The sequence below is a fragment of the Streptomyces avicenniae genome, assembly GCF_000719135.1.
Classification (GTDB): domain Bacteria; phylum Actinomycetota; class Actinomycetes; order Streptomycetales; family Streptomycetaceae; genus Streptomyces; species Streptomyces avicenniae.
The window spans coordinates 36569-60147 of record NZ_JOEK01000015.1 but is presented as its reverse complement, the minus strand read 5'-3'; the positions used below and the strand labels follow the sequence as shown (position 1 = coordinate 60147).

23 protein-coding genes and 2 tRNA genes are annotated in these 23579 nt (G+C 73.2%); 11 read left to right on the top strand and 14 right to left on the bottom strand.

The genetic code is table 11. From position 1 onward, the window contains the following. Nucleotides 1–230 precede the first annotated feature (230 nt). Nucleotides 231–4031 carry an ABC transporter ATP-binding protein gene (locus IF27_RS24430; RefSeq protein WP_110946210.1) on the bottom strand — a complete coding sequence of 1267 codons (3801 nt, stop codon included), beginning with the start codon at nt 4029–4031 and terminating at the stop codon, nt 231–233. 385 nt (nt 4032–4416) lie between these two features. Between IF27_RS24430 and erm the strand changes: the two genes are divergently transcribed. Beyond that, nucleotides 4417–5181: a 23S ribosomal RNA methyltransferase Erm gene (gene erm / locus IF27_RS24425; RefSeq protein WP_052851924.1), complete on the top strand. Its 765-nt coding sequence runs from the start codon at nt 4417–4419 to the stop codon at nt 5179–5181. Nucleotides 5182–5226: 45 nt separating this feature from the next. Here the strand turns inward: erm and IF27_RS24420 are convergent, their stop codons facing one another. Further along, complete coding sequence (locus tag IF27_RS24420) at nt 5227–5487, bottom strand: hypothetical protein (RefSeq protein WP_052851923.1); 261 nt, start codon at nt 5485–5487, stop codon at nt 5227–5229. A 139-nt stretch (nt 5488–5626) separates the two neighbouring features. Here IF27_RS24420 and IF27_RS24415 point away from each other — a divergent pair, with 139 nt between their 5' ends. The 3 genes from IF27_RS24415 to IF27_RS24405 are packed head-to-tail and all read left to right on the top strand — an operon-like array spanning nt 5627 to nt 6875. Then, entirely contained in the window at nt 5627–6463 is an 837-nt protein-coding gene (locus IF27_RS24415; protein ID WP_223291197.1) for a helix-turn-helix domain-containing protein, read from the top strand. After that, complete coding sequence (locus IF27_RS24410) at nt 6460–6654, top strand: DUF397 domain-containing protein (RefSeq protein ID WP_052851921.1); 195 nt, start codon at nt 6460–6462, stop codon at nt 6652–6654. The genes IF27_RS24415 and IF27_RS24410 overlap by 4 nt, the downstream gene beginning before the upstream one ends. Nucleotides 6655–6680: 26 nt before the next feature. Beyond that, nucleotides 6681–6875 (top strand): DUF397 domain-containing protein, encoded by a 195-nt coding sequence (locus tag IF27_RS24405; protein WP_052851920.1) that lies wholly within the window; start codon nt 6681–6683, stop codon nt 6873–6875. 65 nt (nt 6876–6940) lie between these two features. On the opposite strand, the gene IF27_RS24400 is transcribed toward IF27_RS24405, so the two are convergent. Next, the gene (locus IF27_RS24400) at nt 6941–8131 is read right to left on the bottom strand and encodes a methyltransferase domain-containing protein (RefSeq protein WP_223291196.1); all 1191 of its coding nucleotides are present in this window, start codon (nt 8129–8131) and stop codon (nt 6941–6943) included. Nucleotides 8132–8429: 298 nt separating this feature from the next. Continuing rightward, nucleotides 8430–9029, bottom strand: coding sequence for a DUF7507 domain-containing protein (locus IF27_RS24395; protein WP_190233090.1), 600 nt, complete (start codon nt 9027–9029; stop codon nt 8430–8432). Nucleotides 9030–9186: 157 nt separating this feature from the next. Here IF27_RS24395 and IF27_RS24390 point away from each other — a divergent pair, with 157 nt between their 5' ends. From IF27_RS24390 to IF27_RS24375, 5 genes are all read left to right on the top strand, one after another. Then, on the top strand, nt 9187–9582 hold the full coding sequence (locus tag IF27_RS24390) for a phage holin family protein (RefSeq protein WP_052851918.1): 396 nt from the start codon (nt 9187–9189) through the stop codon (nt 9580–9582). After that, nucleotides 9558–9755 (top strand): DUF3618 domain-containing protein, encoded by a 198-nt coding sequence (locus IF27_RS30540; protein WP_110946209.1) that lies wholly within the window; start codon nt 9558–9560, stop codon nt 9753–9755. The genes IF27_RS24390 and IF27_RS30540 overlap by 25 nt, the downstream gene beginning before the upstream one ends. A 163-nt stretch (nt 9756–9918) precedes the next feature. Then, nucleotides 9919–11088, top strand: coding sequence for a low temperature requirement protein A (locus IF27_RS24385; RefSeq protein ID WP_052851998.1), 1170 nt, complete (start codon nt 9919–9921; stop codon nt 11086–11088). A 24-nt stretch (nt 11089–11112) separates the two neighbouring features. Beyond that, a complete protein-coding gene (locus tag IF27_RS24380; RefSeq protein ID WP_052851917.1) occupies nt 11113–11901 on the top strand; it encodes a phosphatase in 789 nt (262 codons plus the stop codon). Next, nucleotides 11898–12755 (top strand): GNAT family N-acetyltransferase, encoded by an 858-nt coding sequence (locus IF27_RS24375; RefSeq protein ID WP_052851916.1) that lies wholly within the window; start codon nt 11898–11900, stop codon nt 12753–12755. Before IF27_RS24380 ends, IF27_RS24375 begins: the two co-directional genes overlap by 4 nt. An 18-nt stretch (nt 12756–12773) precedes the next feature. Here the strand turns inward: IF27_RS24375 and IF27_RS24370 are convergent, their stop codons facing one another. From IF27_RS24370 to IF27_RS24360, 3 genes are all read right to left on the bottom strand, one after another. Next, nucleotides 12774–13664, bottom strand: coding sequence for an acyl-CoA thioesterase (locus tag IF27_RS24370; RefSeq protein WP_052851915.1), 891 nt, complete (start codon nt 13662–13664; stop codon nt 12774–12776). Between the two features lie 98 nt (nt 13665–13762). After that, nucleotides 13763–13836 (bottom strand) — tRNA-Met (locus tag IF27_RS24365). A gap of 50 nt (nt 13837–13886) precedes the next feature. After that, entirely contained in the window at nt 13887–14309 is a 423-nt protein-coding gene (locus IF27_RS24360) for a Fur family transcriptional regulator (protein ID WP_052851997.1), read from the bottom strand. Nucleotides 14310–14480: 171 nt separating this feature from the next. On the opposite strand from IF27_RS24360, the gene IF27_RS24355 reads away from it, so the two are divergent. Then, a complete protein-coding gene (locus tag IF27_RS24355; RefSeq protein WP_110946222.1) occupies nt 14481–15932 on the top strand; it encodes a catalase in 1452 nt (483 codons plus the stop codon). A 99-nt stretch (nt 15933–16031) separates the two neighbouring features. Here IF27_RS24355 and hisN read toward each other — a convergent pair whose 3' ends face one another. From hisN to IF27_RS24330, 5 genes are all read right to left on the bottom strand, one after another. Continuing rightward, nucleotides 16032–16826, bottom strand: a complete 795-nt coding sequence (gene hisN / locus IF27_RS24350) for a histidinol-phosphatase (RefSeq protein WP_052851913.1) — start codon at nt 16824–16826, stop codon at nt 16032–16034. 102 nt (nt 16827–16928) lie between these two features. Continuing rightward, nucleotides 16929–17948, bottom strand: a complete 1020-nt coding sequence (rsgA, locus tag IF27_RS24345) for a ribosome small subunit-dependent GTPase A (protein WP_052851912.1) — start codon at nt 17946–17948, stop codon at nt 16929–16931. A gap of 15 nt (nt 17949–17963) precedes the next feature. After that, nucleotides 17964–19316, bottom strand: a complete 1353-nt coding sequence (gene aroA / locus IF27_RS24340; protein ID WP_052851911.1) for a 3-phosphoshikimate 1-carboxyvinyltransferase — start codon at nt 19314–19316, stop codon at nt 17964–17966. Between the two features lie 51 nt (nt 19317–19367). Further along, nucleotides 19368–20081, bottom strand: coding sequence for a M50 family metallopeptidase (locus IF27_RS24335; protein ID WP_052851910.1), 714 nt, complete (start codon nt 20079–20081; stop codon nt 19368–19370). A gap of 136 nt (nt 20082–20217) precedes the next feature. Beyond that, entirely contained in the window at nt 20218–21801 is a 1584-nt protein-coding gene (locus IF27_RS24330; protein WP_052851909.1) for an RNA polymerase sigma factor, read from the bottom strand. A 211-nt stretch (nt 21802–22012) separates the two neighbouring features. Between IF27_RS24330 and IF27_RS24325 the strand changes: the two genes are divergently transcribed. Further along, nucleotides 22013–22678 (top strand): DUF2637 domain-containing protein, encoded by a 666-nt coding sequence (locus IF27_RS24325; protein ID WP_223291195.1) that lies wholly within the window; start codon nt 22013–22015, stop codon nt 22676–22678. 126 nt (nt 22679–22804) lie between these two features. Here IF27_RS24325 and IF27_RS24320 read toward each other — a convergent pair. Further along, nucleotides 22805–22880 (bottom strand) — tRNA-His (locus IF27_RS24320). Between the two features lie 84 nt (nt 22881–22964). Then, a complete protein-coding gene (gene orn, locus IF27_RS24315; protein ID WP_052851907.1) occupies nt 22965–23561 on the bottom strand; it encodes an oligoribonuclease in 597 nt (198 codons plus the stop codon). Between the last annotated feature and the right edge of the window lie 18 nt (nt 23562–23579).

Below are 23579 nucleotides of genomic sequence, written 5' to 3'. Positions count from 1 at the left end.
TCCCAGCAGCGTGAGGTGCAGGTCCTCGGGCGTGAGGCTGCTCCCCGCACGCGCGGGGATAGTCCTGCTCCGGAGATCCAACTGGCGCGCGGCGGCTTCGACTCCCCGCGTCGCGGGGGTGATCCGATCTGGGCTGGCGAAATGGGCGCCTGGAGGGCGACTTCACCACGCGTCCCAGGGCCGCCCGCAGGGCGGGCCCCGGGATGAGGGCGCGGCGGGTTGGTGGCTGGTCAGCCCGTCGCGCGGGCCAGCGCGGCGGCTTCGCCGCCGGTGTCGCCGTCGTCGCCTCCGGCGTACGTCCGCCACAGCATCGCGTACCGTCCGCCCGCCGCGATCAGTTCGGCGTGCGTCCCGTCCTCCACGACGCGCCCGTGGTCCAGGACGACGACCCGGTCCGCCCGCGCCGCCGTCGTCAGCCGGTGCGCGACGACCAGCGTCGTGCGGCTGCCCGCGAGCCGTTCGGTGGCGGCGGTGACCAGGGCCTCGGTGGCCAGGTCGAGCGCGGCCGTCGCCTCGTCCAGAAGCAGGATGTCCGGCCCCACCAGCTCCGCCCGCGCCAGCGCGATGAGCTGCCGCTGCCCGGCCGACAGGTTCCGGCCGCGTTCGGCGACCGGATGCAGGTAGCCGCCCTCCAGCGCGGCGATCATCCGCTCGGCGCCCACGGCCCGCGCCGCCGCCTCCACCTCGGCGTCCGACGCGTCGGGCCGCCCGTAGGCGATGGCCTCGCGGATCGTCCCGGCGAAGAGGTAGGGCTCCTGCGGGACGACGCCGAGCCGGTGCCGGTAGGCGGTGAGGTCCAGCTCGCGCAGGTCCTTCCCGTCCACCCGGACGGCACCACCGGTCGGGTCGTAGTACCGCGCGACGAGCTTGACGAGCGTGGACTTGCCCGCGCCCGTCTCCCCGACGAACGCGACGGTCTGCCCGGCCGGGACGCGCAGGTCCACGCCGGTCAGCGCCTCGCCGTCCGCGCCCGCGTACGCGAAGCGCACCCCGTCGAACTCCAGGTCGCCCCGCAGCGCGGGCACCGGCAGGGGCTCGGCGGCCTGCGGCGTCGTCGTCTCCTCGCGCAGCAGCTCCTGGATCCTGCGCAGCGACACCGTCGCCTGCTGGTAGCCGTCGAAGACCTGCGAGAGCTGCTGCACCGGCGCGAAGAACAGCTCGATGTAGAGCAGGTACGCGACGAGCGCGCCCGCCGTCAGCGTGCCGTCCGTGACCCGCCCCGAGCCGACGATCAGCACGCCCGCCGTCGCCAGGGTGGCCAGGAGCTGCACGAACGGGAAGTAGACGGAGATCAGCCGCTGCCCGTGCACGCGGGCCTGCCGGTAGCCGTCCGACCGCTCGGTGAAGCGGTCGTAGCCGTCCCGCTCCCTGCGGAACGCCTGCACCATCCGCAGCCCCGCCACCGACTCCTGGAGGTGCGCGTTGACGCCGCTGACGCGCTCGCGCGCCAGCTCGTACGCGCGGGTGCTGTGCCGCCGGAAGACGACGGTGCCCGCGACCAGCGGCACCAGCGTGACCAGCACGACGAGGGCGAGCTGCGCGTCGATGGCGATGAGCACGCCGAGGATGCCGAAGAAGGTCATCAGCGCGACGAGTGCCTGCGTCAGCCCGGTCTGGAGGAACGTCGTCAGGGCGTCCACGTCGGTGGTCATCCGGGTCATGAGGCGCCCGGCGAGTTCCCGCTCGTAGTATTCGAGCCCCAGTCGCTGGAGCTGGGCGAAGATCTTGATGCGTAGGGAGTACAGCGCGCGCTCCCCCGTGCGTCCGACCGCACGCAGCGCGGCGTACTGCGCGACCCACTGCGCGAGCACCACAGCGAGGGCGATCAGGGACGCGGCCCACACCGCGCCGAGTGCGGTCTGCTGCACACCCTGGTCGATGCCGTAGCGGATCAGCACGGGGACCACCAGGGACGCGACGGCGTCGCCGACCACCAGCAGGAGCGCCAGCAGCAGCGGGCGTCCCAGGCCGCTGAGGAGGCGCCGCAGACCGTAGCCGCCGGGCTCGGGGCGCGCGGCCCTGGCCTCGTCGATGTCGGGCACCGCGTCGGCGGGCGGAAGGGCGTCGATCTGCGCCTGGAGTTCCGGGGTGGGCGGGGTCGTCGCGGCGGAGCGGCCGGGGTCGGCCGGGGCCTTGTCGCGCCGCCACAGCTCGGGGGTCACGCCGCCCGGGGGCACGGGAGCGGGCTCGGTGGCGACGGGCGGCACGTCCACACCGGCCGGGTCGCGCTCGACGCCGCCCAGCTCGCCTGGGTCGGCCAGCAGGGCGCGGTACTCGGCGCAGCGGGCGATCAGTTCCTCGTGGGTCCCGGTGTCCGCCAGCCGTCCGCCGTCGAGCACGGCGATGCGGTCGGCGAGTTGGAGGGTGGACTGCCGGTGGGCGATCAGGAGGGTCGTGCGCCCGGCCATGACGGAACGCAGCGCGCCGTGGATCTCGTGCTCGACGCGGGCGTCCACGGCGGACGTCGCGTCGTCCAGGATCAGCAGCCGGGGGTCGGTGAGGATGGCGCGGGCGAGCGCGACGCGCTGCCGCTGCCCGCCGGAGAGGGTGAGGCCCTGCTCGCCGATGACGGTGTCGTAGCCCTCGGGGAGGGCGCGGATGAACGCGTCGGCCTGCGCGGCGCGCGCGGCGGCCAGCACCTGTTCCTCGGTCGCCTCGGGGTGGCCGTACGCGAGGTTGGCGCGGATGCTGTCGGAGAACAGGAAGCTGTCCTCGGGGACGAGCCCTATGGCGGTGCGCAGGGAGTCGTACGTGAGGTGCCTGATGTCCTCGCCGCCGACGCGGATCGTGCCGCTGTCGGGGTCGTAGAAGCGCGGCAGCAGCAGGGAGACGGTGGACTTGCCGCTGCCGGACCGGCCGACGACGGCCAGCGTCTCGCCGGGCTGGATGCGCAGCGACAGGTCGTCCAGCACGCGCCGTCCGCTGTCGCCGTAGCCGAAGCCGACGTGGTCGAACTCGACCGTCGCCGGGGCGTCGGCGGGCAGGGCGCGGGCGTCCGGCGCCTCCTTGATCTCGGGCTCGGTGTCGATCAGCTCGAAGACGCGCTCCACACCGGCCCGCGCCTGCTGGCCCATCGTGACGATGACGGTCATCATCCGCACGGGGCCGACGAGCTGCGCCAGGTAGGTGGAGAACGCGACGAACGTGCCCAGCGTGATCTGCCCGCGCGTCGCCATCCAGCCGCCCAGGGCCAGCATGGCGACCTGCCCGAGCGCGGGGACGGCCTGGAGCGCGGGGGTGTAGCGCGCGCTCAACCGGACGGTCCGCAGGCGCGCGGCGAACAGCGAGCCGCTGACGGCCCGCAGCTTCCCGGTCTCCTGCTCCTCCTGCCCGAAGCCCTTCACGACGCGCACGCCGGTCATCGCCCCGTCCACGACGCCCGCGACCTCGCCCGCCTTGGCCTGGGCGTCCCAGGTGGCGGGGAAGAGGCGCGTGCGGCTGCGGGAGGTGATGAACCACAGGGCGGGCGCGACGGCCAGCGCGACGAGGGTCAGCAGCGGCGAGAGCGTGATCATGACGACGAGGGAGACCGCGAAGAGCATCAGGTTGCCGATGGTCATCGGCATCATGAAGAGCAGCCCTTGGATGAGCTGGAGGTCGCTGGTGGCGCGGCCGACGACCTGGCCGGTGCTGAGCTGGTCCTGCCGCCGCCCGTCGAGGCGTGTGATGGTGCGGAACATCTCGGTGCGCAGGTCGTGCTGCACGTCGATGCCGAGGCGTCCGCCGTAGAAGCGGCGGATGAACGTGAGCCCGTACACGACGACGGCGCCCGCGATCATCAGCCCGATCAGTCCGGCGAGGCCGCTCTCACGGCCCACGATCACGTCGTCGATGATCGTCTTGGTGATCAGGGGCATCAGCGCCATGACGCCCATGCCCAGCAGGGACGAGCCGATCGCCAGGATCATCGTGCGTCGGTAGCGCCAACAGACGGCCGTCAGCCGCCGCACCCATCCACCGTTCGGTCCCACCGTTGTCTCTCCCGTCGCCTGGCCCACCCCGTGACCAACGCTCCGGCCTGGTGATTTCATCCCACCGCAACGTTCGGCAATAGTTCCGTCCCTCACTGTGCCCCGCGCCGGGTCCCCGGAGGAAAACCCGTTGCGGCGCGCCGACGGCGCTCCGTACCCTGCCGCCCATGTGCGGCTTCGGAACGCTGCTGACCCGCGGTTCGCGCGCCTGTGCGCGGACCGTCGCGGTGAGCCCCTGTCTCATCGAACGTCCCCGCGCCCGGCGCCCGGCCCTGGTCCACGAGGTTCCGCCCGGCGTCTGATCCGCTTCACCTGATCCGCCCCGTACCGTCGCCCCGTGCCCAGGGCTGTCCGTGTCCCCTTACGACCGGACAGGCCGTCGGCACCGCACTGTCTTCCCGCGTTCCGCCGTGCGCGGCCTGTCCTCACCCCGAGGACAACGCCCGTGGCACATCGCCGCAAATCCCTTTCGCAGAACTTCCTGCGCGACACCGTCGCGCTCCGCACCGTCGTGCGCGCCTCCGGCGTGCGTCCGGCCGACCTGGTGGTCGAGCCGGGGGCCGGTGAGGGCACGCTGACGCGTGTGCTGGCCCGCCGTTCGCGGCAGGTCATCGCTTACGAGATCGACCGCGAGTTGGCCGCGAGGCTGCCCCGCCGCCTGGGTGACCTGCCCAACGTCCGCGTGGTACCGGGAGACTTCCTGCACGCTCCCGCCCCACCGACGCCCTTCACCGTGGTGGGCAACATCCCCTACTCCCGCACCACGGACATCGTGCGCTGGTGCCTGAATGCCCATGCGCTGGACCGCGCCACGCTGGTGACCCAGCTCGAATACGCGCGCAAACGCACCGGCGGGTTCGGTACGTGGCCGCTGCTGACCGTGCAGACCTGGCCCGCGTTCGCGTGGCGTCTCGGCCCCAGGCTGCGGCGTGAGCTGTTCACCCCGGTCCCCCGGACGGACTCCGCGCTGCTGCACCTGGACCGCAGGGCGGCGCCACTGCTGCCCGCCCGCGCCATGCCCGCGTACCGTGCGCTCGTCGCGCAGGGGTTCACGGGTGTGGGCGGCTCGCTGTATGCGTCGTTGTGCCGCGTGGAACACGCACCGCGTGTGCGTAGGGCGCTGGACGCAGCGGGCGTTCCTTACGTCGCGCCGGTGGGGCACGTCTCCCCGGCGCAGTGGCTGACGGTCTTCCGCCACCTGCACCGGTGACGCTTCCCCCGGGGGCCGGAACCACCGGCCCCCGGGGGCGGGGCATCACTGCTGCTCGGCACCGACCGGCACGGGGGCGGCACCCCGCAGCACGGCGATCAACGCCTGGGCCGTCTCCATGTTGCAGCGCCCCAGCTCGATCAGCGGGCGCGCGTGCAGCGGCGAGGTCGCCGACACGAGATCGACGCCGAGCGACGGCAGTTGGATGCCGACGCGGGCGAGCGCGTCCTGAAGCTGGTCCACGGCGCTGGTGGCAGCGGCGAACGCTTCCGTCGATGCCTTGGGCCGCTTCGATCCGTAGTACATGGGGGGTTGTGACCTCTCTGTTTCGAACGGGCTTTCACTCTTGCGACTTCACGATGTGCTCTGCAAGCGTGACGGTGCGCATTGGGACCCCGCCAGGGGTTTCAACCCAACAAAACCCCTGTCACCAGGAGTGTTACCCGTGAGTCGCCCCAAGGAACTCAACCCCTACATGTCCTCACGCGCCTTCTACGGCGCCGAACTTCGCCGCCTACGCGAGGCCGCAGGACTCGCCCAGGACGACCTGGGCGCCAAGGTCTTCTGCTCTGGGACCTACATCGGCCAGTTCGAGACGGCCGCCCGCCGACCACAGTTGGACATCTCGAAGATGCTCGATGAGATCTTCGGCACCGATCGACATTTGCAGCGCCTGTGCCAGTTGGCCAACGAGTCCGGCCCGCACCCGGACTACTTCGCAGAGACGGCTGAGCTAGAGGAACAGGCAGAGATCATCTGTGAGTTCTCGCCGATGCTTGTGCCTGGCCTGCTGCAAATTGAGGAGTATGCACGGACTCTGATGCTGGCAGGACTACCCTTCGAGCCGACTTCGCGAATCGAGCAACTAGTCTCCACAAGGCTCGGGCGACAGGAAATCCTTGAGCGCTCAACACCGCCCGTGTTGAGTGTTGTGGTGCATGAAGCGGCCCTCCGCATCCCAGTGTCGGGCCCCGGGGTGATGGCTACACAACTTGAGCATCTGCTGGATGCAGCTCTCTTCCGGCAGCGAGTCGAAGTGCAGGTTGTGCCCTTCTCGGAAGGCCCCTTGCCCTTCATGAACGAGTACGTAAAGTGCATGTCTTTTACGGACGCCCCGCCGGTGACCTACACAGAAACTACGTACACAGGTCATTTGATCGATGCCCCGCAGTTGGTGACGAAGTTCGAAAGGTCCTACGATCGCGTCAGGGCCGCTGCCTTGCCGCCGAAGGCGTCCCGGCAACTCATCGAATCCGTCATGAAGGACTACAGAAGCTCGTGAGCACTGACCTCGACCTCTCTACCACCGAGTGGCAAACGTCCAGCTACACAAACACGACCGGCGGAAGCTGTGTCGAGGTCGGCTTCAACATCCCCGGTATGCACCCCGTGCGAGACACTAAGAACCGCATCGGCGCCGTCATCGTGTTCACCACCCCTGCTTGGGGCACGTTCCTCAAGCACCTGAAGTAGGCCAACGGGCTGAAGGAAGAAGACGGATGAGCACGAGCACCGACCTGAGCGCCGCCACCTGGCAGACCTCCACCTACTCCGACGAACAGGGTGGCAACTGTGTCGAGGTAGCGCGGAACCTCCCCGGCGTGCACCCCGTGCGGGACACCAAGAACCGCACCGGCCCCGTCCTCACCTTCACCACCCCCACCTGGGGCACGTTCCTCAACCACCTGAAGTAGGCCAACGGGCCGCCAACACATGAGGTGTTGGCGGCCCGGCCGCTTCGGTACCGCACCGACCGCAGCTATGCGGCGGGGAGGGCCAGGTCCGGGCGGTCCAGCCACACCGTGTGGCCCTCGGCCGTGACCGTCGCGCCGAAGCGGGCGACCTCCGGCCGTCCCCGCGCCGCCCACCACGCGTGCGCCGCCGCGATCTCGTCCGCGAGGCGGCGCGGGCCGAACTGCCGGACGCGGTACCGGTCGTGCCGCTGCCCGTCGTAGTCGATGGCCGCCCACGACTCGCCCGCCTCGTCCGCCAGCCACAGGCGCACCGCGACGCCGCGCTCGGAGGGTGCCGCGTCCCAGTCGTGCCACACACCCGGCACGAGGAGGCCGAGGGCGAACCGCGCGTCCAGGTCCTCGCCCGCGACCGCCCAGGGCGAGAGCGCCGTCGCGCTCTCGGCCGCAGCGTCCATCGCAGGCGCGTCGTGCGAGAAGCCGCCGCCCGGCGCGGCCGGGTCACGCAGCGGCATGTAGGCGCCGAAGGGATGGAAGCGCCCCTCGGCGCTCCCCTCGGCGCGCACGGTCAGGGCGAGCGTCCCGTAGGGGCACCAGGCCGAGTCCCACGGCGTGACGATCCGGCCCCCCGGGCGCGTCTGCCGGAGCCAGGCGGGCGGGACGGCGCGTACCGAACACGTCGCCACCACACGGTCGTACGGGGCGGTGGGCGGCCAACCCCCGGCGCCGTCCGCGCACTCCAGCCGTGGGCGCAGCCCCACACCGGCGAGATTGCGGCGCGCGGCGTCCACGAGCCCGGCGTCGAGGTCGATGCTCGTGACCGCCGCCGCGCCGAGCCGGGAGGCGAGCAGACCGGCGTGGAAGCCGACGCCCGTGCCGATCTCCAGCACGGTGTGTCCCGGGGCGGCGCCGAGGAGTTGGAGCATGCGCACCACGGCGCCCGGGGCCGAGGCGGAGGACGTCGGCCGCCGGAAGCCGTCGTCGTCCTCCTCGATGCGCGTGACGACGCTGGTGTCGCCGTACGCGGCGGCCCACCAGCGGTCCGGCTCACGGCCCCGGTCGCACGGCGCGTAGCCGCCGCCCCCGTCGCGCAGCCACACCCGCCCGGGCAGGAACCGATGCCGGGGCACGGCGCGGAACGCGGCGGCCCACTCGGGCGGCACGGCGTGGCCGAGGTGGGCGGCGATGCTGTCGAGAAGACGCTCGATCCCGGCCGGGGTGTCGCCCGTGGCCGGGATCGGTGCGAGGGGCAGGGGCACGGATGACGCCTACTCGTCCTCCCCCTCCGGCGCGGGGGCCGGAGGGGGTGAGGGCTCGGCAGGGGGGATCGGACGGCCGGGCTGGTGACCGTCGTCCCCGATCGGACTGCGGTGCTTGGCCTGCGGCGCCTCGTCTCCGGACACGGCACCCAAACGCGGCGTGTGTCCGGCTGCGTGCTGATTGCTCATGCGGAGGAGATTACGAGGAGAGGACGGATGTCCGGCAGGGCGCACGAGCGCTTCGCCGGAGGACCGCTCGCACCCGTGCGCCAGGACCCGCCCCGCGCGAGGCGGCGGTTCACCCCGCGTGCGGCGCGTGGTGCCGGTGGCAGGGCCGCTTCAGCGACACCGTCTCCGTCACCTCGTCGGACCGCAGGCCGTTCACCGACGTGACGACGGCCGTGTTGGTCAGGAAGCCGCACACGCCCGGCGCCTCCTCGATGCGGTGGCTGCCCGTGCAGGTGACGCTCTCGCCGGGCGCCAGCGTCGTGTAGGGGCAGTGGACGTGGCGGACGAGGTTGTCCGTGATCAGGATCTCCCGCGCCGCGCGGTCCGCCTCGTTCGTGACGCGGTACCAGTAGTAGACCGTCTCGCCGAAGCCGTACGGCCCCTCGTAGTCCGCCGTCTTCTCCAGCCGGAGCAGGTGCTCCCCCGGGGGTGGGTCGCCCAGCGGCTGCGCCGTGTCGTCCCGCGGGGACGTGACCGCGTCCACGGCCGCCACGTCACCCGCCGCCTCCCCGCTCGTCTCCCCCACCGGCTGCGCGACCGTCTCCCCCACCGGCTGCGCGACCGCCGCGCCCGGCATGCCGAGCGCCACCGCGCACAGCGCCAGCAGGCCGACGCCCAGCCCCGCCGCACGCCCGGCGACCGCGCCGGGCCTTCCGTCTCTCACTGCCATTCCACGAACTCTCATGGTCACCCAAGGTAACGATCCGTGCGCGAGGAGGAACGTCCGCCGCGCCGCCCCCGTGCTGTTTGGGAAGGCCGGGCGCTGGCTACCCGCCCGGGGCACGGCCGGAAGACGCACGCACCCCACTTCCCGGGAGGTCCTGAAGATGTCGCGGTCATCGCCCCCGCGCGATCCGTCCGTCGGCGAGCTGGTGTCCGACGTGACGTCCGACCTGGAGACGCTGCTGCGCCAGGAGACGGCGCTCGCGAAGACGGAGATGCGCGAGGAGGCCGTCAAGGCCGGGACGGCGGCCGGGATGTTCGGCGGCGCAGGGTTCGCCGGGTACCTGGTGGTCGTCTTCGGCTCGCTGGCCGGGATGTTCGCGCTGAACCACGTCCTCGCCGAGGTGTGGTCCGCGCTGATCATCGCGGGCGCCTGGGCCCTCATCGGCCTGGTGCTGCTCGCCGTGGGACGTGCGCGCGTGCGCCGCGTCGCCCCGGTGCCGAAGACCGTCGAGAGCCTGAAGGAGGACGCGCAATGGGCCCGTCATCCCACGCGGTGACGTCCGATCAGCTGAAGAGGGACATCGCCGCCACCCGCGCGCGGCTGGGCGCCGACCTGGACGCGCTGGTCGGGAAGATCAATCCCGCGACCGCGGCCCGCGACCGTGGCGCGCGGGTCCGTGACACGGCGACTCGCGCCCTGGAGCGCGTGACGCGCCGCCGCCGGGCCTGACCCCGGCGCGTACGCCCGCACCACGCGCGGCCGACCGGCACCCGCCGGTCGGCCGCCGCGCCGTGCAGAATGCCCCTCGGGACGAACAGGGGCATTCCCCCCACCTGGCACGACGACGGGCGGCGCAACGTTGGCCACGCACCACCACGCCTGGCACCGGCGGATGACCGCCCGTGACCGCGAGGAGGAGAACCGCTCCTCCACCCCCCTCGAACTCTTCTTCGACCTCTGCTTCGTCGTCGCCGTCGCGCAGATCTCCGCCGTCCTGCACCACTTCCTCACCGAGGGCCGCGTCGGCGACGCCGTGCCCGGTTACCTGGCCGCCTTCTTCGCCGTCTGGTGGGCCTGGATGGGCTTCACGTGGTTCGCGTCCGCCTACGACACCGACGACGTCGCCTACCGGCTGGCCGCCTTCGTGACGATCACCGGCGCGCTCATCCTCGCCTCGGGCGTGCGCCGCGCGTTCGACGACGGCGACTACGCGCTCGTCACCACCGGCTACGCCGTCAGCCGCCTGGCGCTGATCTCCCTGTGGCTGCGCGCGGCGCGCGGCGACCCCAGGGGCCGCGCCTCGTCCTACCGCTTCGCCATCGGCCTCGCCGTGGTCCAGACCCTGTGGCTGCTGTGGCTGTTGCTGCCGCCGGACGCCCAACACCCGCTGTTCCCCGTGCTGGCGCTGCTGGACGTGTCCGTGCCGCTCCTCGGCGAACGCGCGCGCCGCACCCCCTGGCACCCCGGGCACATCGCCGAGCGCTACGGCTCGTTCACCATGATCGTCCTCGGCGAGTCGGTGCTCGCCGCGTCACGCGCCGTCCAGCGGGCCCTGGACGCCGACCAGGGCAGCGGCGAGCTGTACGTCCTCGCGGGCAGCGGGCTGCTCACCGTCTTCGCCATGTGGTGGCTCTACTTCGCGCGCCCGGCCGAGCACATCCTGACGTCCGCCCGCGCCGGGTTCGTCTGGGGCTACGGGCACTCGCTGGTCTTCGCCTCGGCAACGGCCGTCGGCGCGGGCCTCGCCGTCAACGTGGACCACGTCACGCACCACGGCGAGCTGTCCGCGACGGCAGCCGCCGCGACGCTCACCGTGCCCGTCGCCGTCTACCTGATCACCGTGTGGGCGCTCCAGTTCCGCCCGCACCACGCGCGAACCCTCGACTCCGTGCGCTTCCCCGTCGCCGCGCTCCTGGTCCTCGCGGGCACGTTCACGCACGCCCCCGGGCTGGTGACCGGCCTGGTGACGGCGGCGCTGACGGCGTTCGGCGTCGTCGCGTCGCACCGCAAGGCCCTACGGGAGGGCCGAGATCACAGCTCGGAGACGCCCGTACGGGAATGAACCGCTCCGGGCGATACTGGCCCTATGCCGACCACGCCCGCCCCCACCCGTCCGGAACTGATCGAGCACCTGATCCGGACACGGATCGCCGGCGACGTCGCCACGCCACGCGAGAACAACCTCGCGCACTACCGCGAACTCGCCAACGGGAACCCGTACTACTGGCTCGGGCTCGAACTCGGCGACCGCTGGACCGACGAGCAGGACGTCCTCGCCGTCATGGCCGAGCGCTGCGGCGTCAACGAGGACCCGGAGCACCGCCAGGGCCAGGACACCATCGACGCCGACCTGACCGTGGACGGCCTCGACCGCGCCGCGACGCTGCTGCGCAAGGCCGCCACGGGCCGCAGCCGCGTCCTCGTCGCCACCGGCCACCCCGGCGGCCTCCTCGACGTGCACGCGCGCACGGCCGCCGCGCTGGCCGCCGCGGGCTGCGACATGGTCGGCGTGCCGCTCGGCCTCACCGCCGACGAGGGCGTGGTCGCGCAGCTCGCCGGTGTCGCGATGTACGAGCGCGGCGCCTCGCTGTGGCACACGCACTCGCCGCGCCCCATGGCCGAGATCCTGGACGCGCTGGAGCGGGCGGGCGAGCCCGCGCCCGACCTCGTCGTCGCCGACCACGGCTGGGCGGGCTGCGCGGCGCAGTACGGCATCGACACCATCGGCTACGCGGACTGCAACGACCCTGCGCTCTTCGTCGGCGAGTCGGAGGGCACCCTGTCCGTCTGCGTCCCGCTGGACGACCACGTGGAGAACCCCCGGTTCTACGAGCCCATGACCGCCTATCTGCTCGACGCGGCCGGGCTGGGGTGAGGTACCGGCGGGTCGGCGCCCTGGACCCGCTGCTCCCCCGCCACCGGCCGCTGCCCGCGCCCGCGCCCGGCGACATCGCGCTGCGCGTGCCGGGCGCCGACGGCCTGTACCGCCGCCACCGCCCCGCGCCCGAGTCGTTCGACGCGAGCTGGCACGCCGCCGAGCAGCACCAGCTGCACGCCTGCCCCGACCCCCGCCTCCCCGAGCCCGCGCGCACGGCCGCCCTCGGGGCGCTGCTCGGCCTGTGGCTGCGCGGCCTGCCGCCGCTGGGGCCCGACAGCGAGGCCGTCCTCACCTGGCCCAGCCGCGACGCGGCGCTGACCCCGCTGCTCCTCGCGCACGGCATGGTGCCCAAGCGGATCGCCGCCGTCCGCCCGGCGGGCCGCTGCCTGCCCGCGCCCCGCGGCGAGACGCGCACGTCGATCCGTCCGCTCGACGGCCCAGAGGCCGACGAGGCGGCCGGGCTGTGGCTGGACGGGATGCGCTGGGACGCCCAGTTCGGCTCCTGCGTCGTGCGCCCCTCGACGGCCGTCAACGTCCGCCGCCGCCTCGCCGGTTCGCTCGTCTGGGTGGCGGTGCGGAACCGGCGCGCGGTGGGGCTGCTCGCCGCCGAGGACCCGCGCCGGGCGCGCGCCGGGCGTACCGGCTACATCAGCTCGCTCATCGTCGCGGCCCCGCAGCGCGGCGACGGGATCGGCTCGGCGCTGGTGCGCACCGCGCACGCCGCGCTGGACGAGGCCGGGTGCTCGGTCACGTCGCTGCACTACGCGGCGCTCAGCCCCGTCTCCGGGCCGTTCTGGCACCGCCACGGCTACCGGCCGCTGTGGACGACATGGGTCCGCCGGGGAGCGTGAGCCCCCGCGGTACGGTCCTCAGCCCCGCGTGCGCGGCACGCGCATCAGGCCCTCCTGCATGACGGTCACGGCCAGCCGCCCGTCCTGCGTGAAGATCCGGCCGTGCGCCAGGCCCCTGCCGTCCTGGGACGTGGGCGAGTCCGTGTCGTAGAGCAGCCACTCGTCGGCCCGGAACGGGCGGTGGAACCACATGGCGTGGTCGAGGCTGGCCCCCACGATGTCGCCGGTCATCCAGCCGCCGCGGCCGTGGGCGAGGAGCACGGAGTCCAGGAGGTTCATGTCGGAGACGTACGTGCCGAGCACCAGGTGCGTGACCGGGGTGTCGTGCTCGCCCGCGAGCTTCCCGTCCATGCGGAACCACACCTGCGAGCGCGGCTCGCGCACCTGCCCCGGCGTGCCGAAGGGCGGCTCGGCGACGTACCGCAGGTCGATGGCGCGCCAGACGTCGAGCAGCAGGTCCACGACGCCCGGGTCCCAGAAGCGGTCGGCGTAGCGCGGCAGCAGTTCGCGGGCGGTCGGCAGCGTCTCGGGGTCGGGGGCGGCGGGCATCGCGACCTGGTGGTCGAGGCCGGTCTCCGGCTCCTGGAAGGAGGCGGACAGCTGGAAGATCTCCTGGCCGTGCTGCACGGCGGCCACGCGGCGCGTGCTGAACGAGCGGCCGTCGCGCACGCGGTCCACGGTGTAGACGATCGGGGCGCCGGGGTCGCCCGGCCGCAGGAAGTACGAGTGCAGCGAGTGCGGCAGCCGCTCCTCGGGGACGGTCCGGCAGGCCGCGACGAGCGACTGCGCGGCGACCTGGCCGCCGAAGACGCGGGGGATGACGGAGGCGTGGCTCGCACCCCGGAAGATGTCCTGCTCGATGCGTTCGAGGTCCAGCAGGTCAACGAGGTACTGGAGGGTGGGATCCATACGCCGATTCTGCACCTGCGGCGGGGCACCCCCGACCGCGCTCCCGCTCCCACGCAGCGCGAAGGCCCGGTCCAGGAGGACCGGGCCTTCGACTTCCGTAGCGGGGACAGGATTTGAACCTGCGACCTCTGGGTTATGAGCCCAGCGAGCTACCGAGCTGCTCCACCCCGCGGCGTGTGTCTCAACCTTAGACCGCCGTTCACCCGCCGTGCAAATCGGCGGTCAGGCACGGCTCCCGCACTCGGGACAGCGGCCGTAGTAGGTGACGGTGACGCCCGAGACGGTGAAGCCGAATCGTTCCCCCTCGGGCAGCGCGCCCATCGGGTCGGTGACGAGGTGGACGTCGCGCATCGTGCCGCAGCCGGAGCACACCAGGTGCTGGTGCGGCCGGTGGGCGTTGGGGTCGTACCGCTTGGCCCGGCCGCCCTCGGTCGTGACTTCGAGCACCTCGCCGAGCGCGACCAGTTCGCCCAGCGTGTTGTAGACGGAGGCGCGGGAGATCTCCGGCAGGCGCGCGACGGCGAGGGCGTGCACCTCGTCCGCCGTGTAGTGCACGTGTTCGCCGTCCAGTACCTCGGCGATGACCCGCCGCTGGGCGGTCAGCCGCCAGCCACGGCCGCGCAGGCGCTCTAGCAGGTCACTCATGTCGTCCACCCTAGCTGTGGGCCCCGTTCCTACCAACGACTCGGTACGATTCCGGAGGTCTTCTTGACTTAGATGATGTCCAATATAGGATCGGATGAACGCGATGGCCAAGGGCCCGCGCGACATCGAGACCTGAGAGCTGAAGGGCGTGGCAGGTAAATGACCGACCAGATCGCAGCGGGACCGCTCACCACCGAGGCGGGTGCCCCCGTCGCGGACAACCAGCAGAGCCAGAGCGCGGGTCCCGGCGGTCCCGTCCTGATCCAGGACCAGCTGCTCATCGAGAAGCTGGCGCACTTCAACCGCGAGCGCATCCCGGAGCGCGTGGTGCACGCGCGCGGCGCCGGGGCGTACGGCACGTTCACCGTGACCGCGGACGTGACCCGGTGGACGCGGGCGAAGTTCCTCTCCGAGATCGGCAAGGAGACCGAGACCTTCCTGCGGTTCTCGACCGTCGCGGGCAACCTGGGCGCCGCCGACGCCGTGCGCGACCCGCGCGGCTTCGCGCTGAAGTTCTACACCGAGGAGGGCAACTACGACCTCGTCGGGAACAACACGCCGGTCTTCTTCATCAGGGACGCCATCAAGTTCCCCGACTTCATCCACACCCAGAAGCGCGACCCGTACACCGGCTCCCAGGAGGCGGACAACGTCTGGGACTTCTGGGGCCTGTCGCCCGAGTCCACCCACCAGGTGACCTGGCTGTTCGGCGACCGCGGCATCCCGGCGTCCTACCGCCACGTGGACGGCTTCGGCTCGCACACCTTCCAGTGGACGAACGAGGCGGGCGAGGTCTTCTGGGTCAAGTACCACTTCAAGACCGACCAGGGCATCAAGAACCTGACCGCCGCCGAGGCCGCGGTGCTGGCGGGTACCGACCCGGACAGCCACCAGCGCGACCTGCGCGAGTCCATCGAGCGCGGCGAGTTCCCGAGCTGGACCGTGCAGGTGCAGATCATGCCCGCCGCCGAGGCCGCGACGTACCGCTTCAACCCGTTCGACCTCACCAAGGTGTGGCCGCACGCGGACTACCCGCCGATCGAGATCGGCAAGCTGGAGCTGAACCGCAACCCGGAGAACGTCTTCGCCGAGGTCGAGCAGTCGATCTTCTCCCCGCACCACTTCGTGCCGGGCATCGGCCCCTCGCCGGACAAGATGCTCCAGGGCCGCCTCTTCGGCTACGGCGACGCGCACCGCTACCGCGTCGGCATCAACGCCGACCAGCTGCCCGTCAACCGTCCGCACGCCACCGAGGCCAACAGCCACGGCCGTGACGGCGCCGCCTACGACGGCCGCCACGGGCGCGCGAAGAACTACGAGCCCAACAGCTTCGGCGGCCCGGCGCAGACCGACCGCCCGCTGTGGGAGCCCACCCCCGTCCAGGGCGTCACCGGCGACCACGTCACGCCGCTGCACGCCGAGGACGACGACTTCGTCCAGGCCGGGAACCTCTACCGGCTCATGTCGGAGGACGAGAAGGACCGTCTGATCGAGAACCTGGCGGGCAGCATCGCCGCGGTCTCCCGTGACGACATCGCCGAGCGGGCCATCGAGAACTTCCGCAAGGCGGACGAGGACTACGGCAAGCGGCTCCAGACCGCGGTCCAGGCCCTCCGCGCCTGAGCAGCTCCCGCTCCGGCGGATCGTTTGCCGTAACCCCCGGGGCGGCCGGTGTCACACCGGCCGCCCCGGTTCCGCGTGCGGGCGGGCGCGTCAGGCGCGTCAGGCGCCGAGGTAGCGCAGCAGCTCGTCGTGCAGCAGCCCGTTGGACGCGGCGGCGTCCGAGCCGAGGGGCCCGTCCACACCGTCGAGCCCGGTGAACCGCCCCCCCGCCTCCTGCACGACGATCGCGGGCGCCGCCATGTCCCACAGCGACAGCTCCGGCTCCGCGCAGATGTCCACCGACCCCTCGGCGACCATCATGTACGACCAGAAGTCGCCGTAGCCCCGCGTACGCCAGCAGGCGCGCGTCAGGTCGAGGAAGGCGCCGAGCCGGTTCCGCTCCTGCCAGCCGGACAGCGACGAGTAGGCGAACGAGGCATCCACCAGGTTGCCGACGCGCGAGACGTGCAGCCGTGTCGCGGACGACAGGCTCCGCCCGGTGTACGCGCCCCCGCCGAGCTGCGCCCACCAGCGGCGGCCGAGCGCGGGCGCCGAGACGACGCCGACGACGGGCCGGTCGCCGCCCTCGCCGCGCTCGACCAGCGAGATGAGCGTCGCCCAGACCGGGACGCCCCGCACATAGTTCTTCGTGCCGTCGATGGGGTCGATCACCCAGCGGCGCGGGCCCCCGCCCCGGCCGCCGTACTCCTCCCCCAGCACCCCGTCGCGGGGCCGCGCCCGCTGGAGCGAGGAGCGGACCAGCTCCTCGGCGGCCCGGTCGGCCTCGGTGACCGGCGTCATGTCCGGCTTGGTCTCGACCTTGAGGTCGAGCGCCTTGAACCGCTCCATGGTGACGGCGTCGGCGGCATCGGCCAGGACATGAGCGAGTCGCAGATCATCGTGGTAATCGGGCATGCCCCCAGTATCCCGGCATGCCGGGCGACCGGGGTACGCCACCCACCGCGCATACGAATGACGATCCGACATTTACGCCGGGTGGGGGAGCCGGCCAGGGGATCAGTCGCCCTCGCGCCGCTCTCGGGTCGCCAGCAGACGCCGCAGCGAGTACAGCCGCGCCGGGTCCGCGTGCCCCGCCGCCACCCAGGCGTCCAGCGCGCAGTCCGGCTCGTCGTGGCTGCACCCGCGCGGACACTCCGCCGTGCCCGGCTCCAGGTCGGGGAACGCGTGGATGACCCGCGAGGGGTCCACGTGGTTCAGGCCGAACGACCGCACGCCCGGCGTGTCGATGACCCAGCCCGCGCTGTCGGGCAGCGGGAGGGCCAGCGCCGAGACCGTCGTGTGACGCCCCCTGCCCGTGACGGCGTTCACCAGCCCCGTGGCCCGCTGCCGCTCCGGCACCAGCGCGTTCACCAGCGTCGTCTTGCCCACGCCGCTGTGGCCCACGAAGGCCGTCGTACGGTCGGCCAGCAGCTCGCGCACCTCGCGGACGGCCGCCGTCGCGTCCCCGCCCTCGTCGAACTCCTCCGAGCTGGTGACCACATGACGCATCCCGAGCCCCGCGTACATCTCCAGCAGCGGCGCGGGCGACGCGAGGTCGGCCTTCGTCAGGATGAGCAGCGGTTCGAGCCCCGCGTCGAACGCGGCGACCAGGCAGCGGTCGATCAGCCGCGGCCTCGGCTCGGGGTCGGCGAGCGCCGTGACGATGGCCAGCTGGTCCGCGTTGGCCACCACGACGCGCTCGAACGGGTCGTCGTCGTCCGCCGTGCGGCGCAGCGTCGAGGCGCGCTCCTCGACGCGGACGACGCGCGCGAGGGTGTCCTTGCGGCCGGACATGTCGCCGACGACGGCCACCCGGTCGCCGACCACGACGCTCTTGCGGCCCAGCTCACGGGCCTTCATGGCGGTGACCGTCCGCTCCTCGACCAGGCACGTCACCCGGCCGCGGTCCACGGTCAGGACGAAACCGGCGAGCGCGTCCTCGTGCGCCGGGCGGCGCTGCGTCCTGGGTCTGCTGCCCCGGCGGCCCGGGCGCAGGGGGATGTCGTCCTCGTCGGGGTTCTTGCCGTAGCGGCGCACGCGTCGGCCCGCGCCCTACGCCGCGTCCCCGGCCAGCATCCCGTACCACATATCGGGGAAGTCGGGCATCGTCTTGCCGGTGGTCGCGATGTCCTCGACCTCCACGCCGTCCACGACCAGGCCGAGCAGCGCGCCCGCCGTGGCGAGGCGGTGGTCCTCGTACGTGTGGAAGACGCCGCCGCGCAGCGGGCGCGGGCGGATGCGCAGGCCGTCGGCGGTCTCGGTGACGTCGCCGCCCAGGGAGTTGATCTCCTTGGTGAGCGCGGCGAGCCGGTCGGTCTCGTGCAGCCGCAGATGCGAGACGCCGCGCAGGACCGACTCGCCCTCGGCGAGCGCGGCGACGGCGGCGATGCCCGGCGTCAGCTCGCCGACCTCGCCCAGGTCGGCGTCGATGCCGAGGACGCGCCCCGTGCCGGTGAGCGTGAGGCCGCGCTCGTCCAGCGTGCAGGAGCCGCCCATGGCGGTGAAGAGGTCGCGCAGCGCGTCGCCCGGCTGCGTGGTGCGCGTCGGCCAGTCGGGGATCGTGACCCGGCCGCCGGTGATCAGCGCGGCGGCCAGGAAGGGCTGCGCGTTCGACAGGTCGGGCTCGACGACCAGGTCGCGGCCGAGGAGGGCGCCCGGCGTGACGCGCCAGACGTTCGGCTCGCCGCCCGAGTCGGGCGAGTCCACCTGGACCCCGGCCGCGCGCAGCATGTCCACCGTCATCCGGATGTGCGGCATCGAGGGCAACGTGCGGCCGGTGTGCCGCAGTTCGACGCCCTGGTTGAAGCGGGGCGCGGAGAGCAGCAGCGCGCTGATGAACTGGGAGGACGACGACGCGTCCACCTCGACGTACCCGCCGTCGAGCGACCCCGCGCCGTGGACCGTCATCGGCAGGCCGCCGCGCCCGTCGTCGTCGATCCTGGCGCCGAGGGCGCGCAGCGCGTCGATCAGGGAGTGCAGCGGGCGGACGTGGGAGCGCGGGTCGCCGTCGAAGCGGACCGGCCCCTCGGCCAGCGCGGCGAGCGGCGGCAGGAAGCGCATGACCGTGCCCGCGTTGCCGACGTCCACGGCGGCGGGCGCCTGCGGCGCGGCGGGGATCACGCGCCACGACTCGCCACGGCCGCGCGGCAGCCCGGAGACGGCGGAGCTGGAGGAGAGCGTCTCCTCGATGCCGATGCCGAGCGCACGCAGCGCGTCGGCCATCAGCAGGGTGTCGCGGGAGCGCAGCGGGCGGCGCAGCCAGGAGGAGTCGGCGGCGAGCGCGGCGAGGACGAGCGCGCGGTTGGTGACCGACTTCGATCCGGGCACCGTGACGGTCGCGTCGATCGGGCCCGCGGCGGACGGCGCGGGCCAGAGCGCGAGGGTTTCGCTGTGCTGGTCGGTCATGTCCCTCACTCTAGTGCGCCACGGACGGTGATCCCCCGGGTCAGGCTCGTCTCAGAGCATGAGCAGCCGGCTGCCGCCTCCGAAGAGTGACGCGAGCGCCACGGCGTGGAAGAACAGCAACCACGCGAACGCCGGTACGCGTGTCAGCCGGGCCAGCTGGTCCGCGTCCGAGTCCCGGGCGGCGCCCCTGCGGCGCTTGGCCTGGAGCTCGAAGACGGGCCGCACGCCGCCCATCAGCAGCAGCCAGACGACGACGTACGCGAACGCGGCCTGGACGTCGGGCTCGGTCAGCCACGAGACGAGGAGGAAGACGGCGCCGGTGAGGACGACCGTGAGCGCTCCGTAAGCGTTGCGAACCATCACCAGCAGCGCGAGCAGCAGGGCCGTCGCGCCCCACAGGAGCGCCGTCGTGCGCCCGGCGGACAGGAGGGCGGCCCCGGCGAGGCCGAGGAGCGAGGGGGCGGTGTAACCGGCGGCGGCGGTGAGGATCATGCCGAGGCCGGTGGGGCGCCCGCGCGAGACGGTGAGCCCCGAGGTGTCCGAGTGGAGGCGGATGCCGTCGAGCTTGCGCCCGGTCAGCAGCGCGACGAGCCCGTGGCCGCCCTCGTGGGCGATCGTGATGGTGTTCCGCGTCCAGCGCCAGGTGCCGTAAGGGGCGACCGCGACGAACGCGACGGCGGCGGTCACGAGTATGAGCCAGGTGTCCGGCGCGGGCTGGGTCCCCGTCACGCGGTCCCAGACCTCGGTGATGTCGGCGGTGTCCATGGTCCCCCACAGTGGCGTACGTCGGGCGGCCGATCCTACGAGGCGGCCGACGGGCGGGCGGGGGCTCGGGCCCCCAGGGTGCCGGTGCCCCCGGCCGCGGGGGCGCGAACCCCGTACAGCCGTTCCCCGCTCGTGGTCACGCGTCCGGGGTGGGGGCCGGTTCCCCCGTACCGTCCGGCGGGGGCGTGGGGGCCTCGGGCCCCGGGGTCGGCCCGGCGCCCTCCTGGGGCAGCTCCACGGGGTCCTCGCCCGAGGCGGGTTCCTCGGGGCTCACCCCGGCGGGATCGCCGGGCTGGACGCCGTTGCCGGGGTCGGGGCCGAGGCCGGTGCCGGGGTCGGGGTCCGTGTCGGGGTCGAGGTCGATGGGCGGCATCGCGGGGGGCTCCGTCGTCACCGGCGTCTCGGGGGGCTCGGGCGTCTCCGGTGTCCCGGGGGTCGGCGCGGGGACGGGCGTGGGCGCGGCCTCCGGCGGCGCGGAGGGAGGGGACGGGGAAGGGGACGGGGAGGGCGAGGGCGTCGGCTGCGTCGGCGCAGGCGGCTCCTGCGGGGCGGGGACAGCCCCCGACGCCCCGTGCTCCTCTGCCACCCGCGCGGGCGGCAGGCCGCGCACGGGCACCCACGTGAGCGGCCCCTGCCCGTGCGTCGTGCCGGAACCGGGCCGCCCGGCCCGCTCCTCACGTCCCCGCGGCACCCCCTCCTCCCGCGTCGCGGCGCCGAACTCCCGCGCCGCCGCCGGGGGCGGCTGCTCGGGCCCCTGCTGCGGCACCGTCGCCGCCGCGCCCGTCGCGAGGGCCATGGCGGCGCTCAGCGCCAGCTTGGCGAGCACGCCGCCCGCGTGCGCCACGGCCGGGCCCGCGGGCATCAGTTCGGCCGCCAGACCGGCGCCCAGCGGGGCCGCCACATGCGTCGCGTGCGCGGCGTGCGCCGCATGGGCCGCGTGCGCCGACCCGCCCATCAGCCGCACCGCGGCCACCGACCCCAGCAGGGCGGCGGGCACCATCCCACGCAGCGTCGCGTTGATGTCCACCAGCTCCCGGTACGCGGCCCGGCAGCGCGTGCAGCCCTCCAGGTGGTGCCGCAACTGCCGGTAGCCGCGCCGCCGCAGCGGTCTGCGGGCGAACGCGCCGAGCCGCGTCGCGTGCTGACGGCAGCCCGCCTGCCCCGTGAGCGAGGCGTTCACGTGCGCCTGGAGGTACGCCTCCCGCAGCCCCTCCCGCGCGCGGAACGCGAGGACGGCCGTCGCGTTGGGCGTCAGGCCGAGCAGCGGCCCCACACGGCTGAGCGGCTGCTCCTCGACCGCCGTGTGCCACAGCACCTCCTTCCAGCGCTCCGGCAGGCTGTGGAAGGCGCGGGCGGCCATCGAGTGGTCGGCGTCACGGATCAGCGCGGCGTGCTCCGCCGGGTGCTGGCCCGCGAGGTCGCCGAGATCGGCCACCGGCTGCTCACGCCGGCCGCCCGCGCCCCACTCGGCGGCCACCCGGCGGGTCGTCGTGCGCAGATACGCCCGCGCCGACTCCCGCGGCCCGGCACCGGCGCGCAGCGCGCGCAGCGTCCTGGCGAAGACCTCGGCCGTCAGGTCCTCGGCGAGGTGCGCGTCCCCGCAGCACAGCCGGGCGTGACGGCGTACCGCCCCCGCGTGCCGCCGGTAGAAGGCCCCGTACGCCACGGCGTCGCCCGCGCGCACCCGCGCGAGCAGCGTCTCGTCGTCGGTCTCCGCCATGCCGACCCCTCTCGTCCCGGCACGCTCACCGCCGTGCCGGCGCCCCGCCGTCCGGCCGGGAGCCGGGCAGCCTCCACTACCGGCAGGCCGGGTCAAGTCCGTGACGCGACACCACTCCTGGGCGCCGTGTCACCCCAATGCTTCACATCCCGGCCGCCGACGCGTCGTTGGCGACATGTGAGACCAACGACACGGAGAACACGTTCTGATGATGCATGACGAGGAAACGAATCTCCTGATCCCGCCGGAACTCAGGACAGCACCGGCCGACTGGGATATCTTCGGCGACGCCTCCCGGATCGAGGACCTGCTCGGTCCGCTGGACATGGGCCCGGTGGGCGGGCCGGCGACCGAGTCGCTCGGGCCGCTGACCGTCTCCGTGCCGACGCGTCACCGCAAGCGCAGGCAGCGCGTGCAGTGGCTCGGCCCGTCGGCCCAGGTCAAGTGGCTGCGCTGGACGAGCCTGCTGATCGCCGCCGCCGCGACCGTGCTGATGGCCATGCTCAGCGTCCTCGGCGGACTCATCTCCTACGGCCCCCTGCGCGACGCCGCCGCCCCCGGCGCGTCCGAGGCCCTGACCGACTGGTGGCCGCTGCTGATCTACGGCCCCTGGCTCGTCGCGTCGCTGTCGATCGTGCGCGCGGCGCTGCACCAGCGGCGTTCGCTGCACTCGTGGGTGGTCGTGGTGCTCTTCTCCGGCATCGCGGTGGCGCTGTGCGTCGCGCAGGCCGCGCCGACCGTGATGAACGTCGCCGTCGCCGGGCTGCCGCCGGTCTCGGCGCTGCTGGCCTTCCACCAGATCGTGCGGCAGATCACGCTGATCAGCCCGCCGCGGCACGCGGTGCCCCGTCAGCGGAGCCGCGCCGAGGGCGACTGACACGGCGCCCGCCGCCCCCTCCCCCGGCCAGGTTCCCGGCCGACGCCCCGAGCGCCCGGGAACCGGGGGACGGGGGCCGCGGCACACGACGAAGGCCCCGTCCGTCCGGACGGGGCCTTCGTGTTCTGGGGTGAGTGACGGGACTTGAACCCGCGGCCACCTGGACCACAACCAGGTGCTCTACCAACTGAGCTACACCCACCATCTACCGCCGCAGCGGCCGGACACGAGTGTACAGGGTCACGGGGGTCGCCCGCGCCGCGCTTTCCCCCGGTCGGCCCGGCGGTCAGCGCACGACGTGCTCCGCCGCGATCCGGCGGGCCGTGTCCGAGTCGGGGCCCGGCTGCGGCACGAAGATCGCCTCGCGGTAGTAGCGCAGTTCCGCGATGGACTCGCGGATGTCGGCGAGGGCGCGGTGGTTGCCGCCCTTCTCCGGGCTGTTGAAGTACGCCCGCGGGTACCAGCGGCGCGCCAGCTCCTTGACCGATGAGACGTCGATCACACGGTAGTGCAGGTGGGACAGGAGCTTGGGCATGTCCCGGCCGATGAACCCCCGGTCCGTGCCGATGGAGTTGCCGCACAGCGGGGTCCTGCCCGCCTCGGGCGCGTGCTCCCTTACGTAGGCCAGGACGCGTTCCTCGGCCTCTTCGAGCGACGTGCCGCCCTCCAGCTCGTCCAGGAGCCCGGAGGCGGTGTGCATGGCGCGCACGACCTCGGGCATCGACTCCAGGGCGGCGGTCGGCGGCCGGATGACGACGTCCACCCCCGCGCCGAGCACGTTCAGCTCCGAGTCGGTGACCAGCGCGGCCACCTCGATCAGCGCGTCGTCGGCCAGGGAAAGACCGGTCATCTCACAGTCGATCCACACCATGCGATCGTTCATGCGAACAACCTTACGTCG

Excerpts from the sequence above, each read along its gene's own strand:
- IF27_RS24420 (WP_052851923.1), bottom strand. The coding sequence starts at position 5,487 with ATGTACTACGGATCGAAGCGGCCCAAGGCATCGACGGAAGCGTTCGCC.
- IF27_RS24405 (WP_052851920.1), top strand. The coding sequence starts at position 6,681 with ATGAGCACGAGCACCGACCTGAGCGCCGCCACCTGGCAGACCTCCACC.
- IF27_RS24370 (WP_052851915.1), bottom strand. The coding sequence starts at position 13,664 with ATGGATCCCACCCTCCAGTACCTCGTTGACCTGCTGGACCTCGAACGC.
- aroA (WP_052851911.1), bottom strand. The coding sequence starts at position 19,316 with ATGACCGACCAGCACAGCGAAACCCTCGCGCTCTGGCCCGCGCCGTCC.
- IF27_RS24430 (WP_110946210.1), bottom strand. The coding sequence starts at position 4,031 with ATGAAATCACCAGGCCGGAGCGTTGGTCACGGGGTGGGCCAGGCGACG.
- IF27_RS24390 (WP_052851918.1), top strand. The coding sequence starts at position 9,187 with ATGTCGCGGTCATCGCCCCCGCGCGATCCGTCCGTCGGCGAGCTGGTG.
- orn (WP_052851907.1), bottom strand. The coding sequence starts at position 23,561 with ATGAACGATCGCATGGTGTGGATCGACTGTGAGATGACCGGTCTTTCC.
- IF27_RS24385 (WP_052851998.1), top strand. The coding sequence starts at position 9,919 with ATGACCGCCCGTGACCGCGAGGAGGAGAACCGCTCCTCCACCCCCCTC.
- IF27_RS24325 (WP_223291195.1), top strand. The coding sequence starts at position 22,013 with ATGCATGACGAGGAAACGAATCTCCTGATCCCGCCGGAACTCAGGACA.
- IF27_RS24360 (WP_052851997.1), bottom strand. The coding sequence starts at position 14,309 with ATGAGTGACCTGCTAGAGCGCCTGCGCGGCCGTGGCTGGCGGCTGACC.
- IF27_RS30540 (WP_110946209.1), top strand. The coding sequence starts at position 9,558 with ATGGGCCCGTCATCCCACGCGGTGACGTCCGATCAGCTGAAGAGGGAC.
- IF27_RS24380 (WP_052851917.1), top strand. The coding sequence starts at position 11,113 with ATGCCGACCACGCCCGCCCCCACCCGTCCGGAACTGATCGAGCACCTG.
- IF27_RS24335 (WP_052851910.1), bottom strand. The coding sequence starts at position 20,081 with ATGGACACCGCCGACATCACCGAGGTCTGGGACCGCGTGACGGGGACC.
- IF27_RS24395 (WP_190233090.1), bottom strand. The coding sequence starts at position 9,029 with ATGGCAGTGAGAGACGGAAGGCCCGGCGCGGTCGCCGGGCGTGCGGCG.
- IF27_RS24330 (WP_052851909.1), bottom strand. The coding sequence starts at position 21,801 with ATGGCGGAGACCGACGACGAGACGCTGCTCGCGCGGGTGCGCGCGGGC.
- hisN (WP_052851913.1), bottom strand. The coding sequence starts at position 16,826 with ATGCCCGATTACCACGATGATCTGCGACTCGCTCATGTCCTGGCCGAT.